General features: G+C 71.3%; 13 protein-coding genes. 4 read left to right on the plus strand and 9 right to left on the minus strand.

Translation table 11 applies throughout. The features are described from left to right. Positions 1–3 precede the first annotated feature (3 nt). Together GTY58_RS25435 and GTY58_RS25440 are read left to right on the plus strand one after the other, a co-directional pair. Complete coding sequence (locus GTY58_RS25435; RefSeq protein WP_010986287.1) at positions 4–1,044, plus strand: ABC transporter ATP-binding protein; 1,041 nt, start codon at positions 4–6, stop codon at positions 1,042–1,044. Beyond that, entirely contained in the window at positions 1,031–1,924 is an 894-nt protein-coding gene (locus GTY58_RS25440) for an ABC transporter permease (RefSeq protein WP_010986288.1), read from the plus strand. Before GTY58_RS25435 ends, GTY58_RS25440 begins: the two co-directional genes overlap by 14 nt. Before the next feature lie 36 nt (positions 1,925–1,960). Here the strand turns inward: GTY58_RS25440 and GTY58_RS25445 are convergent, their stop codons facing one another. Both GTY58_RS25445 and GTY58_RS25450 read right to left on the minus strand, forming a co-directional pair. Next, positions 1,961–2,545, minus strand: coding sequence for an NAD(P)H-dependent oxidoreductase (locus tag GTY58_RS25445; protein WP_010986289.1), 585 nt, complete (start codon positions 2,543–2,545; stop codon positions 1,961–1,963). A gap of 205 nt (positions 2,546–2,750) precedes the next feature. Continuing rightward, positions 2,751–3,308 (minus strand): DUF6668 family protein, encoded by a 558-nt coding sequence (locus GTY58_RS25450; RefSeq protein ID WP_037647940.1) that lies wholly within the window; start codon positions 3,306–3,308, stop codon positions 2,751–2,753. Positions 3,309–3,651: 343 nt separating this feature from the next. Here GTY58_RS25450 and GTY58_RS25455 point away from each other — a divergent pair, with 343 nt between their 5' ends. After that, positions 3,652–5,406 (plus strand): hypothetical protein, encoded by a 1,755-nt coding sequence (locus GTY58_RS25455; RefSeq protein WP_010986291.1) that lies wholly within the window; start codon positions 3,652–3,654, stop codon positions 5,404–5,406. A 137-nt stretch (positions 5,407–5,543) separates the two neighbouring features. On the opposite strand, the gene GTY58_RS25460 is transcribed toward GTY58_RS25455, so the two are convergent. The 3 genes from GTY58_RS25460 to GTY58_RS25470 form a co-directional block, all read right to left on the minus strand. After that, positions 5,544–6,491, minus strand: a complete 948-nt coding sequence (locus tag GTY58_RS25460) for a M28 family metallopeptidase (protein WP_010986292.1) — start codon at positions 6,489–6,491, stop codon at positions 5,544–5,546. Between the two features lie 126 nt (positions 6,492–6,617). Then, complete coding sequence (gene rarD / locus GTY58_RS25465) at positions 6,618–7,604, minus strand: EamA family transporter RarD (RefSeq protein ID WP_107083065.1); 987 nt, start codon at positions 7,602–7,604, stop codon at positions 6,618–6,620. A 126-nt stretch (positions 7,605–7,730) separates the two neighbouring features. Continuing rightward, on the minus strand, positions 7,731–8,585 hold the full coding sequence (locus GTY58_RS25470) for an SDR family oxidoreductase (protein ID WP_010986294.1): 855 nt from the start codon (positions 8,583–8,585) through the stop codon (positions 7,731–7,733). A gap of 209 nt (positions 8,586–8,794) precedes the next feature. Here GTY58_RS25470 and GTY58_RS25475 point away from each other — a divergent pair, with 209 nt between their 5' ends. Further along, a complete protein-coding gene (locus GTY58_RS25475; RefSeq protein WP_042494511.1) occupies positions 8,795–9,148 on the plus strand; it encodes a helix-turn-helix domain-containing protein in 354 nt (117 codons plus the stop codon). Positions 9,149–9,161: 13 nt separating this feature from the next. On the opposite strand, the gene GTY58_RS25480 is transcribed toward GTY58_RS25475, so the two are convergent. From GTY58_RS25480 to GTY58_RS25495, 4 genes are all read right to left on the minus strand, one after another. Further along, positions 9,162–10,241, minus strand: coding sequence for a 2-oxoacid:ferredoxin oxidoreductase subunit beta (locus GTY58_RS25480; protein WP_010986296.1), 1,080 nt, complete (start codon positions 10,239–10,241; stop codon positions 9,162–9,164). Continuing rightward, on the minus strand, positions 10,234–12,162 hold the full coding sequence (locus tag GTY58_RS25485; RefSeq protein WP_010986297.1) for a 2-oxoacid:acceptor oxidoreductase subunit alpha: 1,929 nt from the start codon (positions 12,160–12,162) through the stop codon (positions 10,234–10,236). The genes GTY58_RS25480 and GTY58_RS25485 overlap by 8 nt, the downstream gene beginning before the upstream one ends. A 286-nt stretch (positions 12,163–12,448) precedes the next feature. Next, complete coding sequence (locus tag GTY58_RS25490) at positions 12,449–13,108, minus strand: response regulator transcription factor (RefSeq protein ID WP_037648042.1); 660 nt, start codon at positions 13,106–13,108, stop codon at positions 12,449–12,451. Positions 13,109–13,633: 525 nt separating this feature from the next. Further along, a complete protein-coding gene (locus GTY58_RS25495; protein ID WP_037648039.1) occupies positions 13,634–14,983 on the minus strand; it encodes a sensor histidine kinase in 1,350 nt (449 codons plus the stop codon). Positions 14,984–14,993: the final 10 nt, after the last annotated feature.

Raw genomic sequence — 14,993 nt, forward strand, 5'->3', positions numbered from 1 at the left:
CGTATGGAGGAACTGTCCGCCGCGGAGCCGGGCCCCGAGCCGGGCCCGGAGCCGGAGTCGGCTCCGGAGTCGGAGTCGGAGCCGGGGCCGGCGGGTGCGGGTGACGCCCCGGGGGACGGGGTGATCGTCACCCGCGCCCTCACCAAGCGCTACCGCGGCGGACAGCTCGCCGTCGACGGGCTCGATCTGACCGTCCCGGCGGGCAGCGTCTTCGGCTTCCTCGGGCCCAACGGCTCCGGCAAGACCACCACCATCCGCATGCTGATGGGCCTGATCGAGCCGACCTCGGGCACGGCGCGCGTCCTGGGGCGGCCCATGCCCCGCTCCGCGCGCACCGTGCTCCCGCACATCGGCGCCCTCATCGAGGGCCCGGCCCTCTACGGCTTCCTCTCGGGGCGCGACAACCTCCTGCGGTACGACGCCGCCGACCCGACCGCCGACCCGCGCACCCGGCGTACGCGGGTCGCGGCCACGCTGGACCGGGTGGGCCTGACGGCCGCCGCCGGCAAGAAGGCGAAGGCGTACTCGCTGGGCATGAAGCAGCGGCTCGGGCTCGCGGCCGCGCTCCTCCAGCCCCGCCGCCTCCTCGTCCTGGACGAGCCGACCAACGGCCTCGACCCGCAGGGCATGCGCGAGATCCGTTCCCTGGTGCGGGAGCTGGCCTCCGACGGCACCACCGTCTTCCTCTCCTCCCACCTGCTCGACGAGATCGAGCAGGTGTGCACGCACGCGGCGGTGATGGCGCAGGGACGTCTGATCACCCAGGGCGCGGTGGCGGATCTCGCCGCCGGGGCGCGCGGACGCCTGGTGGTGACCACCCCGGACGTGACGGATGCGGCACGGGTGCTGAAGGAACAGGGCGTGGCCGACATCGTGGTGGCCGAGGACCGGGTGACCGGGGAACCCCCGGACGGCGAACTCGCCGAGCTGAACGCCGCGTTGGTCACGGCCGCCGTCCGCGTACGCGGCTTCGGCGTCGAACGGGCCTCACTGGAGGACGCGTTCGTGGCGCTGACGGGGGAGGGCTTCGATGTCGCGGGCTGAGGCAGTGACGACCGCGGCGGCCGGAGAGGTACGCCGTCCGAGCCCGCTGTGGACCCTCGGCCTGCTGCGCAGCGAACTGGTCACCACCTTCCGCCGCTGGCGCACGCTCGCCCTCCTCGCCGTCCTGGCGGCCGTACCGGTCCTTGTCGGGATCGCGGTCAAGATCGAGACGAACGACGGTTCCGGGCCCGGCGGGGGCGGCGGCGAGGGCCCGGCGTTCATCACCCAGATCACCAACAACGGACTGTTCCTGGTCTTCACGGCGCTGGCCGCGACACTGCCGTTCTTCCTGCCGATGGCGATCGGTGTCATCGCGGGCGACGCGATCGCCGGCGAGGCGAACGCGGGCACCCTGCGCTACCTGCTGGTCGCCCCCGCGGGCCGCACCCGCCTGCTGCTCACCAAGTACGCGACGACGATGGCCTTCTGCGTCGTCGCCACCCTGGTCGTCGCGGTCTCGGCGCTCGCGGTCGGCGCGCTGCTGTTCCCGCTGGGGGAGCTGACGACGATCTCGGGCACCCGGATCAGCTTCGGCGAAGGACTGGCCCGCGCCCTGCTGATCGCCCTGGTGGTCGCCGCGTCGCTCGTCGGTGTGGCGGCGCTCGGCCTGTTCGTCTCGACGCTGACCAACAGCGGCATCGCGGCGATGGCGACGACCGTGGGCCTGCTGATCACCGTCCAGATCCTCGACCAGATCCCCCAACTGCACGCACTCCAGCCGTACTTCTTCTCGCACTACTGGCTGTCGTTCGCCGACCTCATGCGGGACCCCGTCTACTGGGACGACCTGCTCCACAACCTGGGCCTGCAAGCCCTCTACGCGGCGGTCTTCGGCTCGGCGGCCTGGGCGCGCTTCACGGCGAAGGACATCACCGCGTAACTGCTTCCGGCCGCCGCAGCCGCTTCCGGGCAGCTCTCAGACAGCTTGGTGCGGGAAACGGGCGAGCTCCGGCTCCCGCGCGAAGAACGTCTTCGCGCGCGTCAGCGCCTCGGTGTCCTTGCGGACGTCGCCGGGGGCGCTGCCGTTGCCGAGGAGGACGCCGCCGAAGCGCATGCCCAGGTACGCGGCGGTGTTGTTGAGCGTGCCGGCGAGAGGATCGGCGACGGAGGGCTCGTCGGCGGCGAGCACGGTGACGCCCCAGAGGTTCCGGCCCGCCATGGTCTTCTTGAAGTCGAGACCGGGGACACGCAGCCAGTCGGACCAGTGGTCGAGGTAGCGCTTGGTGTGGCTGGACACCGAGTACCAGTAGAGCGGCGAGGCGATCACCACGTCGGTCGCGGCGACGGTGGCGTCGAGCAGCAGCGCGAGTTCGTCGTCCGCGGGGCGGCCGTGGTCGGTGTCGTGCCGCTGATCCCCGAAGTCGGGCAGGCGGTGACCGGCGAGGCTGATCCACTGCTGCTCCACATCGCCGGGCAGCTGCTCGGCGGCCGCGCGGGCGAGCAGCTCCGTGTTGCCGTTGCTGCGGCTGCTGCCGAGGACGAAGAGGAAGCGGCGAGGCATGACGACTCCTTGGATGCTGGAACGCACGGCGACTATATGCACAGACAATATGTGCATGTGCATGCAGCCGTCCAGGGTGCGCCGGCACGGGCCGGCTGCCGGGGAACCCCTCGGGACGTCAGTGGTGGGTGCTGCCGGGGTACCCCTCGGGACGTCAGTGGTGGGTGCTGCCGGGGTACCCCTCGGGACGGCCGCGGTGGGGAGGTCAGCGCGGCGCTCTTCTCCCGGTCTGCGGAGCCGGTGTGCCGGTCAGGCGGCCCAGTTGTTCGCACTCGCGCGGTGGGGGACCGTCCAGCTCACCGGTCCGCCATGCGGGCACCCACGGCACCCGGTACACATCGATCACCGATTCGATGACCTTGATCCGCTGGGCGAGTTGACGCGGCAGGCGCCCCGGCGCGTCCGCGACCAGGACGACGGCGTCGAGGTCGAGCCCCGGCGGCGCCTCGCCCCGCCGGAAGGTGTCGACGGTGTGCGAGACGGCGTCAAGACCGGCCGCGTGCGTACGCCCGACCAGGAGTACCGACGCCGGTTCGCCGCGCTCGGGCCGGGGCCAGTTCCGTCCGGCGTCGTGGCCGCCGAAGACGTTGGCGAGCGTCGTGGTGCCCGCCCCGCCGTGGGTGGCGACCCAGGAGAACCGCCGCGGGCTGGCGCTGACCTGGGCGGCCTCCCGGCGCGGCTGCGGCTCGCCGCCGCCCACCGGCCCGCGGATCCAGATCTCGGGCCCGCCCGGTCCGTGCTCCGGCTGCGCGCTCCCCTGCATCACCACTCTCCTCCTGGTCGTCCCCCATTCTTCGGGTCCGGTGAACGGCCGAACCAACGGGGTGCCGGTTCCTGGGACGAGTCTGTGACGCCGTGGTGACGCGAGACGCGGGCGGGAACCGGGAGACTTGACTCGGTACATCAGTACATCAGTACAGAGGCCACGGGGACGGCGCGTGCGACGGCCGGGTCCGGCACCGTGGCCGACGCTGAGACGAGGAGGGGAACCGTGGCGCGTACGGGAACGAACGTCGCGCGGTCCGGCCCGCGTACGCTGGCATACACCCCTTCGCCGACCGGTTCCCCAACCGATTCCTCAGCCGACCGACCCGAGTGAGGGAACGATGTCTCGACTCAGCCGCGAACACAGGCGGGGGCGCTCCGCCGCGGGATCCGGGCCCCGGACGGACGCGGACGCCGGGGTGACCCCGATCGAGGTCCGGGTGCCGGTCGCCCAGGACGGAACGCCGGGTGGCGGCGCGACGGTCGGCGGCATGCCGGTCGTCGCGAGAGCGGGGGAGACGCTCCAGGAAGCCGTGCTGAACTACCTCCACCGTCTCACCCTCGCCACCGGCCACCCCGTCCTCGCGTCGGTCCACGACGAACGGATCGGGTGCGTGGTGCCGATCCGGGTGCACGGGGACGGGTCGAGCGAGTTCACGGGCGAGCCGGTGCGGGTGGGAACGCCGGCCGGGGGTACGGGAGCGGCCGGTGGCGGGGAAGCCGCGGCGCCTCCGCCTCCGCCTCCGCCCCCGCCATCGCCCCCGCGGCCGGTGGTCGAGCCGCCCGTGCCGCAGCGGCCTGTCGCCGGTCCGGTGGGCCCGCCCGTGCCGGGTGACGCGCCCCAGGGGCCGCCGCCGCGCCGTGACAAGGCCACGCACCTGCTGCGGGCGGTGGCGGAGCCGACGCCCGCCGCGCAGTGGACGCCCCCGCAGCAGTCCGTCGCACCGGCACCGGCTCCCGCTCCCGCTCCCGTGGAGCGTCCCGCCTCGACGCCGACGCATGTGCTGCGTGCCCTGCCCGAATCGGCTGCGACGCACCAGCCCGAGCAGGTCCAGGCCCCCGAGGCGCCCAAGGGGCCCAAGGTGCCGGAGGGGGCCGAGGCGGTGGCGAGCGAGGCGGAGGAGACGCCCGTACGCGCCGGAGGCACCGTCTCGACGTTCGTTCTGCGTGCCGTGCCGGAACAGGCCCCTTGGATCACTGTGGCGCCCGGCCTCGCACAGGCGCTCCCGGGCGCCCCCACCGGCCAAGGCGCCCCGGCTCCGGCCCCCGGTACCGTCTCGCCCCCGACCGGAGCGTTCGGCCCCGCCCCGACGACGGCCACACCGCCGCCCGGGCCCGCGCCATGGGAACCGGCGCCCGCACCGGAACCGGCACCTGCACCCGCACCGGCACCGGCACAGGGGCGTACGCCCACCCCTGACGCCGGCCCGAACATCGACTCCGGCTCCGGATCCGGCGCTGACCCCGACCTGGACCCGTACGCGGCCCCCGCCTGGAAGCCCACCCCCGCGCCGAGGACCGTCCCCGTGGCCGAGGTCGAGGAGGTCAAGGAACCTCCCGTGCGGGAATTCGACTCGGTGGCCGAGGCCGTACTGGCGCCGGAGTCGGGGTCAGGGCCCGACGGTGCCGCCGCCGGACCGCTCGCCGCACCCATGGCCCGGATCAACGAGGCCGTGAAGCAGGGCCGGATCGAGGAGGCGGCCGCGATGGCCGAGGAGGCCGTCCACGGGGCCGCCGCCACCCTCGGCCCGGAGCATCCGGACGTTCTGCGGCTGCGTGAACTCACCGCGTACATCGCGTACTTGGCCGGAGACGCCCTGCGCTCCTTCCACCTCTCCCTCGACCTGGCCCGGCTCCGCCGCCGCGCTCGCGACCCGCGTGGCGCCTACGGCAACGTCCAGAGCGCGGCCGCCGCCTGGCGTGCCGTCCGCGACCCGGTCCAGGGCCTCCACCTCGGCCGGGACCTCATCGGCGTGTGGACCGAACTCGCCGCCGAGCCGGGCCCCGCCGCCGAGGATCTCGACCAGCTCGAGTCGGCCCGCAACCGCATGGGCCGCCTCGCCGAACGCGCCCGCACCCTCACCGAGAACCCGTAGGACCCACAGGACCCACAGGACCCGTAGACCCGAAGAACCCACAGGACCCGTAGACCCGAAGAACCCGTAGGGCCCGTAGAACTCAGGGCCCTACGGGTTCGGTTCCACTCGGGTTCTACTCCGGTTCTACCCCGGCGTTACGAGGACAGCGACCACACCGCGTACGCCAGCGCGTCCGCGTTCCGGTCGAGTGCCGTGTCGTTGATGTTCGACGACGTGTCGCACGAGGAGTGGTAGCAGGCGTCGAAGGCCTTGCCCGACGTACCGCCCCACTTCGCCGCCTGGGCCGCCGTCTTGATGTAGTCCGCGCCGCTGAACAGGCCGCCGACGGGAATGCCCGCGTTCTTGAACGGAGCGTGGTCGGAGCGGCCGTCGCCCTCGGTCTCCGGCTCCGTCGCGATGCCGAGGCCCGTGAAGTAGGTCTTGAAGGTCTTCTCGATGGTCGGGTCGTCGTCGTAGACGAAGTAGCCGGGGTTCGGCGAGCCGATCATGTCGAAGTTCAGATAGCCGCTGATCGCCGAACGGTTGGCGGTGGAGAGACTGTTGACGTAGTAGCGCGAGCCGACCATGCCCAGTTCCTCGGCGCCCCACCAGGCGAATCTGAGGTGCTTGGTGGGCTGGTAGTTCGTGCGGGCGACGGCCAGCGCGGTCTCCAGGACCGCCGCCGAGCCGGAACCGTTGTCGTTGATGCCGGGCCCGGCCGTGACGCTGTCCAGGTGTGAGCCGGACATGACAACCTGATTTGTGTTGCCGCCGGGCCAGTCGGCGATCAGGTTGTACCCGGTGCGGCTGGAGGACGTGAACTGCTGGACGGTCGTGGTGAATCCGGCCGCGTCCAGCTTGGCCTTCACATAGTCGAGGGACGCCTTGTAGCCGGTGCGGCCGTGCGCGCGGTTGCCGCCGTTGGCGGTGGCGATGGACTGGAGCTGGGCGAGATGGGCCTTCACGTTGGCCACGGGGAGATCGGGCGCGGCGGCGGCCGCCACCGGGGCCGGTGCGGCCCCGGATATCGCGCCGCCGGTGAGGAGCGTGGCGGCCGCGACGACGAGAGCCGTCGAGGCGCGCCCAGGAACGGAGAGCTTCATGTGGGGGGCTCCGAATTCCATGGGGAATCCACGGGTGACCCAGGAGTGGGGCACCGGGATCCCCTGGCGAATGGGGTGCCTGGATGGTGAATGTGCGACTAACTCTCCGTCAAGAGCGATATTCGGTCACGGGTGTTCGTATACCGGCGTGATCTGCTCGTCCGCGACGATGCGGCTCGGCGCCGTCCGGAGCGCGCGCGACGCCCGGTGGGCCGCCCGCAGCGCGTCCCAGGTCAGCAGCGACAGCGCGAGCCAGACCAGTGCGAAGCCCGCCCAGCGCTCCGGCGGCATGGCTTCGTGGAAGTAGAGGATGCCCAGCAGGAACTGGAAGACGGGCGCCAGGTACTGGAGCAGGCCGAGCGTGGAGAGCGGTACGCGGATCGCGGCGGCGCCGAAGCAGACGAGGGGGATCGCGGTGACCACGCCGGTGGAGGCGAGCAGCGCCGCGTGACCCGCGCCGCCCTGGGTGCCGAAGGTCGAGCCGCCGCTCGCCGTCAGCCACAGCAGATAGGCGAGCGCGGGCAGGAACTGGATCGCGGTCTCGGCGGCCAGTGACTCGATGCCGCCGAGGTTGACCTTCTTCTTCACCAGGCCGTACGTCCCGAAGGAGAAGGCGAGGCACAGGGAGATCCACGGCGGCTGGCCGTAGCCGACGGTGAGGACGACCACGGCGGTGAAGGCGACGCCCACCGCCGCCCACTGCCAGGGCCGCATCCGTTCCTTGAGGATCAGGACGCCCAGCGCGATGGTGACAAGCGGATTGATGAAGTACCCGAGCGACGCCTCGACCACGTGTCCGGCGTTCACCGCCCAGATGTAGACGCCCCAGTTGACGGTGATGACCGCCGCGGCGACCGTGACGAGGGCCAGTTTGCGCGGCTGCCGCAGCAGTTCGCCGGCCCAGGCCCAGCGCCGCATGACCAGCAGCGCGACGGCGACGAGGGCGAGGGACCAGACCATCCGGTGGGCGAGGATCTCGACCGCCCCGGCGGGCTTCAGCAGCGGCCAGTACAGGGGGACGAGCCCCCACATGCCGTACGCGGCGACTCCGTTCAGCAGACCTGTCCGCTGCTCGCTCTTCGACCCCGTCGCGCCCTTCGACTGCACGGCCACCGACACCTCCCTCACGCGCGGCTGCTCCCGCACAGCCTCCACGAAGGTAGCGCCGACCACCCCCGGCTGTCATGCCCGTATCGCCATACGGTCATGACAGCCGGGGGTGCGTCCCCGAGTGGCGCGTCAGCCCTTGAGGGCCACCGCGATCGAGTCGGCGATCGGCGTGGTCGGACGGCCGGTCAGGCGGGAGAGGTCGCCGCTGTCGATGACCAGCTCGCCCTTCTGGATGGACGCGTCCACGCCCGCCAGGATCGTGGCGAAGGGCCCGGGCAGTCCCGCGCCGGTCAGGATGCCGACGAGGGCTTCCGGGGAGACGGCGTTGTCGGCGATCTCCTTGCCGGTCTGCCGGCTCAGCTCGGCCGCGTACTCGGCGAGGCTCCACGCGGCGTCGCCGCCCAGCTCGTACGTCTTGTTCTCGTGGCCCTCGCCGGTCAGTACGGCGACGGCGGCGGCCGCGTAGTCGGCGCGGGCGGCGGAGGAGATCCGGCCCTCGCCGGCGGCGTGGGTGACGGCGTTGTGCTCCAGTACCGGGGCGAGCTGCTCGGTGTAGTTCTCGTTGTACCAGCCGTTGCGCAGCAGCGCGTACGGCACTCCGGAGGCCAAGATCGCCTCCTCGGTGCCGCGGTGGTCGTCGGCGAGGGCGGCCGTCAGGCTGCCGGGGGCGCTGGTGTACGCGAGGAGCGCCACGCCGGCGGCCTTGGCGGCGTTCAGGACGACCTTGTGCTGGCCGACGCGGCCCTTGTCGAACTCGTTGCCGGAGATGAGGAGCACGCGGTCGCCGGCGGCGAGGAGGCCGTCGAAGGTCTCGGGGGTGTTGTAGTCGGCGACCGCGATCCGCACACCGCGGGCCGCGAGGGGGGCGGCCTTCTCCGCGCTGCGGACGACCGCGGTGATCTGGTCGGCCGGGACCTTCTCCAGCAGCTGCTCGATGACGAGGCTGCCGAGGTGGCCGGTGGCGCCGGTGACGACGATGCTCATGACGGAATCTCCTTGTGGGCGGGTATGGCACTAACCCTAGGAGGTGCACTAACTCAGCGAAAGTACCCACTTTGAAGTAAGGTACTGGCATGTCCGTAAGCACCCCAGCAGTCAGCGGGGCGCCGGCCGCCACGCAGCCCGCCGCCACGCCGTCCGCCGGCAAGACCGCCGCCACGCAGTCCGCCGGCAAGTACGACATCGCCGAGGCGATGTGCCCGTACCGCCTGGTGCTCGAGCACGTCACCAGCCGCTGGGGCGTCCTCGTCCTCATCGAGCTGCTGGAGCGCTCGTACCGCTTCAGCGAGCTGCGCCGCGCGATCGGCCGGGTCAGCGAGAAGATGCTCACGCAGACCCTGCAGACCCTGGAGCGCGACGGACTCGTCCACCGGGACGCGAAGCCCGTCATCCCGCCGCGCGTCGACTACTCGCTCACCGACGTCGGGCGCGAGGCGGCCACGCAGGTGCGGGCGCTGGCCGTGTGGACCGAGAAGCGGATGGACGACGTGGAGCGGGCCCGCCGGTCGTACGACGAGGCCCGGGCCGCTGGGGCCCGGGCCTCGTGAAGGTGCGCGCGGCTCAGCCGACGACCGTCCAGGTGTCCCCGCCCGCGAGCAGCGCGGCCAGGTCGCCCTTGCCGTTCTGCTCGATCGCCGTGTCCAGCTGCTCGGACATCTGCGCGTCGTAGACCGGCCGCTCCGCGGCACGGAACACACCGATCGGGGTGTGGTGCAGGGTGTCCGGGTCGGCGAGGCGGGAGAGGGCGAAGGCCGTGGTCGGGGACGCGGAGTGCGCGTCGTGGACCAGGATCCGCGCCTCGTTCTCCGGGGTCACGGTGACGACCTTCAGGTCGCCGGTCAGCGGGTCGCGTACGACACCCTTGGCGGCGTCCGCGCCGAAGCGGATCTGCTTCCCGTGCTCCAGCCGGATCACGGCCTCTTCGGCCTGCTGTTTGTCCTTGAGGACCTCGAAGGCGCCGTCGTTGAAGATGTTGCAGTTCTGGTAGATCTCCACCAGCGCCGTGCCGGGGTGGGCGGCCGCCTGGCGCAGCACGTCCGTCAGATGCTTGCGGTCGGAGTCCACCGTCCGCGCCACGAACGACGCCTCCGCGCCGATGGCGAGCGACACCGGGTTGAAGGGCGCGTCCAGCGAGCCCATCGGCGTCGACTTGGTGATCTTGCCGACCTCCGAGGTGGGGGAGTACTGGCCCTTGGTGAGGCCGTAGATCCGGTTGTTGAACAGCAGGATCTTGAGGTTCACATTGCGGCGCAGGGCGTGGATGAGGTGGTTGCCGCCGATGGACAGCGCGTCGCCGTCACCCGTGACCACCCAGACCGACAGGTCGCGGCGGGAGGAGGCGAGGCCCGTGGCGATGGCGGGGGCGCGGCCGTGGATGGAGTGCATGCCGTACGTGTTCATGTAGTACGGGAAGCGGGACGAGCAGCCGATGCCCGAGACGAAGACGATGTTCTCCTTGGCGAGCCCGAGCTCGGGCATGAAGCCCTGCACGGCGGCCAGGACCGCGTAGTCACCGCAGCCGGGGCACCAGCGCACTTCCTGATCGGACTTGAAGTCCTTCATGGACTGCCTGGCCTCGGCCTTGGGGACCAGGGAAAGCGCCTCGATCGTGCCCGTGCCTTCCGTGGACGTCTCAGTCATCGATGGCCTCCTTCAGAGCCGTGGCGAGTTGCTCAGCCTTGAACGGCATTCCGTTGACCTGGTTGTACGAGTGGGCGTCCACCAGGTACTTCGCCCGGATGAGTGTGGCGAGCTGACCGAGGTTCATCTCGGGGATCACCACCTTGTCGTACCCCTTCAGCACCGCGCCGAGGTTCGACGGGAAGGGGTTGAGGTGGCGCAGATGCGCCTGCGCGATGGACTCCCCGGCCGTCCGCAGCCGTCGTACGGCCGCGGTGATGGGCCCGTAGGTCGAACCCCAGCCCAGTACGAGGGCGCTCGCCCCGTCCGGGTCGTCGACCTCGATGTCGGGGACGTCGATGCCGTCGATCTTCGCCTGGCGGGTACGCACCATGAAGTCGTGGTTGGCGGGGTCGTACGAGATGTTGCCCGTGCCGTCCTGCTTCTCGATGCCGCCGATGCGGTGCTCCAGACCCGGCGTGCCCGGGATCGCCCACGGGCGGGCCAGGGTCCCCGGGTCACGTTTGTAGGGCCAGAACACCTCGGTGCCGTCGTCCAGGGTGTGGTTCGGTCCCTGGGCGAACCGCACGCGCAGATCGGGGAGCCCGTCGGTCTCCGGGATGCGCCAGGGCTCGCTGCCGTTGGCCAGATAGCCGTCGGAGAGCAGGAACACCGGCGTGCGGTACGTCAGCGCGATCCGCGCCGCCTCGATGGCGGCCTCGAAGCAGTCGGCCGGCGTGCGCGGCGCGACCACCGGGACCGGTGCCTCGCCGTTGCGGCCGTACATCGCCTGGAGCAGGTCCGCCTGCTCGGTCTTGGTCGGCAGGCCGGTCGACGGGCCGCCGCGCTGGATGTCGACCACCAGCAGCGGCAGCTCGAGGGAGACGGCCAGCCCGATCGTCTCCGACTTGAGGGCCACACCCGGCCCGGAGGTCGTGGTGACCGCCAGCGAACCGCCGAAGGCGGCCCCCAGCGCCGCGCCGATGCCCGCGATCTCGTCCTCGGCCTGGAAGGTGCGGACGCCGAAGTTCTTGTGCTTGCTCAGCTCGTGCAGGATGTCGGAGGCCGGGGTGATCGGGTACGAGCCCAGGTACAGCGGCAGATCCGCCTGGCGGGAGGCCGCGATCAGGCCGTACGACAGGGCCAGGTTCCCGGAGATGTTGCGGTAGGTGCCGGCCGGGAAGGCGGACTGGGCCGGGGCGACCTCGTAGGAGACCGCGAAGTCCTCCGTCGTCTCGCCGAAGTTCCAGCCGGCCCGGAACGCGGCGATATTGGCCGCCGCGATGGCCGGCTTCTTGGCGAACTTGGTGGTCAGGAACTTCTCGGTGCCCTCGGTCGGCCGGTGGTACATCCACGACAGCAGCCCCAGCGCGAACATGTTCTTGCTGCGCTCGGCCTCCTTGCGGGAGAGCTCGAACTCCTTGAGCGCCTCGACCGTGAGGGTGGTCAGGGGGACGGGGTGGACGCTGTAGCCGTCCAGCGAGCCGTCCTCCAGCGGACTCGTGCCGTACCCGACCTTCTGCATGGCGCGCTTGGTGAACTCGTCCGTGTTGACGATGACCTCCGCGCCGCGCGGCAGGTCGCTCACGTTCGCCTTGAGGGCGGCCGGGTTCATCGCCACGAGGACGTTCGGCGCGTCGCCGGGGGTCAGGATGTCGTGGTCCGCGAAGTGCAACTGGAAGGAGGAGACCCCGGGCAGCGTGCCCGCGGGGGCCCGGATCTCGGCGGGGAAGTTCGGCAGGGTCGAGAGGTCGTTTCCGAAGGACGCCGTCTCTGAGGTGAAGCGGTCACCGGTGAGTTGCATACCGTCACCGGAGTCCCCGGCGAACCGGATGATCACGCGATCGAGTCGGCGTACGTCCTTCGCGCCCGCCGGTTTGCGCTGCTCTCCCACGACGGGTTCGTCGGCCTGTTCCGTTGTACTGCTGACCTGGCTGGTCACTGAACTGGACCTCCTTCGAGGCGGCTGTCCGGGAGCGGTCGTGCCGGCGACCTTCCCAGGGTCAACCCTACGTCGGTAAGGGTCGCCTTCCCTCGGCCGTTCGCATGATGGACGCCGATTTGAGACGGCCGGACACCCTGACTTGTCATGATTTACTCGCCCCCCGGCGCTTCCCCTGAAGACGCTCCGCGCTCATCCTTCGGTTCTGGTGCTCAATGGACTGCCGCATGGCATTCGTTGATTGTCGGACGCGTGACTGACACGTGTCTGACACAGTGTCAGTCGATCAGGAGTTCAGATAGGTGAGCACTGCCAGAACACGCCGGTGATCGCCGTCGCTCGGGGACAATCCGAGCTTCAGGAAGATATTGCTGACGTGTTTTTCGACCGCGCCGTCGCTCACGACCAGCTGTCGGGCGATCGCCGAATTGGTCCGCCCCTCGGCCATCAGGCCCAGCACCTCCCGCTCCCTCGGGGTGAGCCCCGTGAGCACATCCTGCCGACGGCTGCGCCCGAGCAGCTGCGCCACGACCTCCGGATCCAGCGCGGTACCCCCCTGGGCCACCCGGACGACCGCGTCGACGAACTCGCGCACCTCGGCCACCCGGTCCTTGAGCAGATAGCCGACACCGCGGCTGGAACCGGCGAGCAGCTCGGTGGCGTACCGCTCCTCGACGTACTGCGACAGCACGAGCACCCCGACCTCGGGGTGCGCCTTGCGCAGCTGTACGGCCGCCCTGACCCCTTCGTCGGTGTGTGTCGGTGGCATGCGCACGTCCGCCACCACCACGTCCGGCAGCTCGTCCTGGGCCGCCAGCTCGCCGATGGTCTTGATCAGTGCGTCGCCGTCGCCGACACCCGCCACGACGTCATGCCCGCGGTCGGTCAGCAACCGGGTCAGGCCCTCCCTGAGCAGCACTGAATCCTCGGCGATGACCACCCGCACCCTGTCCTCCACGATCCTCGGCCCCCCACACCCCGCCCCAGGCCCGTTGTGGCCCGTACGCCAGTCCCAGCATTCCAGCATTCGGACCCGGACGGGCCCTGGCCACGGGAATACAGGGGTGGGGGTTCCCGATTTCGGACCCCGAGCGGCCGATAACGGATCTTCGGTGGCTGATCGGTGGCTGGTCGGGGGTCGCTCGGGGACAGGCCGATGGCAGGGCGGGCGTCGGTCGGTGGCGGGGCTGGGGGGCCTTGTGGGGGGCGATCGGGTTCGTGAGGGGTGGCACGGGGGTGTCCGCGGGGGTGTCCGCGGGGGTGCCGGGCGGTTTCGAGGGTGGCGCGGGCGGTGTGGGGCGGTTTCGAGGGTGGCGCGCGGGATGTGGGGCGGTTTTGAGGGGGTGTGGGGGTGCGGGGGCGGTTTCGAGGGGGCGCGGAGGTGCAGGTAGGGGGCTCCTGCTGGGGCAGAGGGGGGCGCGGCGGCGCGCGGTCGCTCCCTCGGCGTGGGCCCCCGTGCGCCCCCGGGGCCTCACCCCCGCCAGGGCAGCTCCGCGGTGATCCGAGTGGGCCCGGCCACCGGCGAGTCGACCACCAGAATCCCGTCCACCGCGTCCAGCCGTCCCGCGAGCCCGGCCAGCCCGGACCCGCCGGAGACGTCCGCACCGCCCACCCCGTTGTCCACGACCTGGAGCAGCAGCCGGTTCTCCACCCGCCACACATCCACCGTCGCCCGAGTCGCCCGGGCGTGTTTGCTGACGTTCTGGAGCAGCTCGGACACCGTGAAGTACGCGATCCCCTCGATCGCCGGCGCCGGCCGCGCGGGCAGATCCACCTCGACCTGCACCGGCACCGTGCAGCGCGAGGCCACGGCGGACAGCGCCGCGTCCAGCCCCCGGTCCGTCAGCACCGCCGGATGGATCCCGCGCGCCAGATCCCGCAGCTCCTGCAACGCCGTCTTCACCTCGCCGTGCGCCTCGTCCACCATCCGTGCCGCCTCCCGCGGATCCTCCGCCAGCTTCTCCTTGGCCAGACCGAGGTCCATGGCGAGAGCCACCAGGCGGGCCTGCGCCCCGTCGTGCAGATCGCGTTCGATGCGCCGCAGATCGGCGGCGGCCGTGTCGATCACCACGCCACGGTCCGACTCCAGCTCCACCACCCGTGTGGCCAGCCGCGAAGGGCCGAGCAGCCCGTGCACCAGCAACCGGTCGACCGTGGTCAGCGCCCGCACGATCCAGGGCGTCGCCATCGTGAACAACAGCCCCACCAGGGCGGTCACCGTGATCTCGAACGGGTTGTCGAGGTAGATGCTGTGCGCCTGGTCGCCGTACAGCTGAAGGCCGCCCTGGCCGCCGTACATCGGAAAGACCCAGAACCACAGCGGGTACGTCAGCAGCGCCCACCCGTACGCCCAGAAGTTCAGCGCCACGACGAACGCGAACACGGCCCACGGGAACTGGAGCACCGCGTACAGCAGATGCCGCCACGACGCCCCGCTCTTGAGCATCGCCCCCATCCACGCCATCGGCCCGTGGCCCTTCATCCGCAGCGGCTCCGGATCGGCCACCTCAAGGCCCAGCAGCCGCCGCGCCCGCGCCCGCTCCAGCACTCCGAAACCGCGGCATCCGGCCAGTGCCGCCGCCAGCACCGGGATCCCCAGGAACGTGACCAGCAGTCCGGCGCCGAGCGCGAACATCGTGACGGCGTATATGAACATCGCGATGCCGACCGGCAGACCGAGCATCAGATAGCCGAACTCGCGCCAGCTACGGGCCTCGATCGGCGCCCTCAACGGTGCCGGGAGCCGGTGCCGTCGCTCCCCGGCGCCCGGGGATCCAGGGCTGTCCCAGTCTCCGTATCCCTGCCCGTACTGCGTGGCCATCGGCGTCATC

The sequence above is a fragment of the Streptomyces sp. SID5469 genome, assembly GCF_009862865.1.
Taxonomy (GTDB): Bacteria; Actinomycetota; Actinomycetes; order Streptomycetales; family Streptomycetaceae; genus Streptomyces; species Streptomyces avermitilis.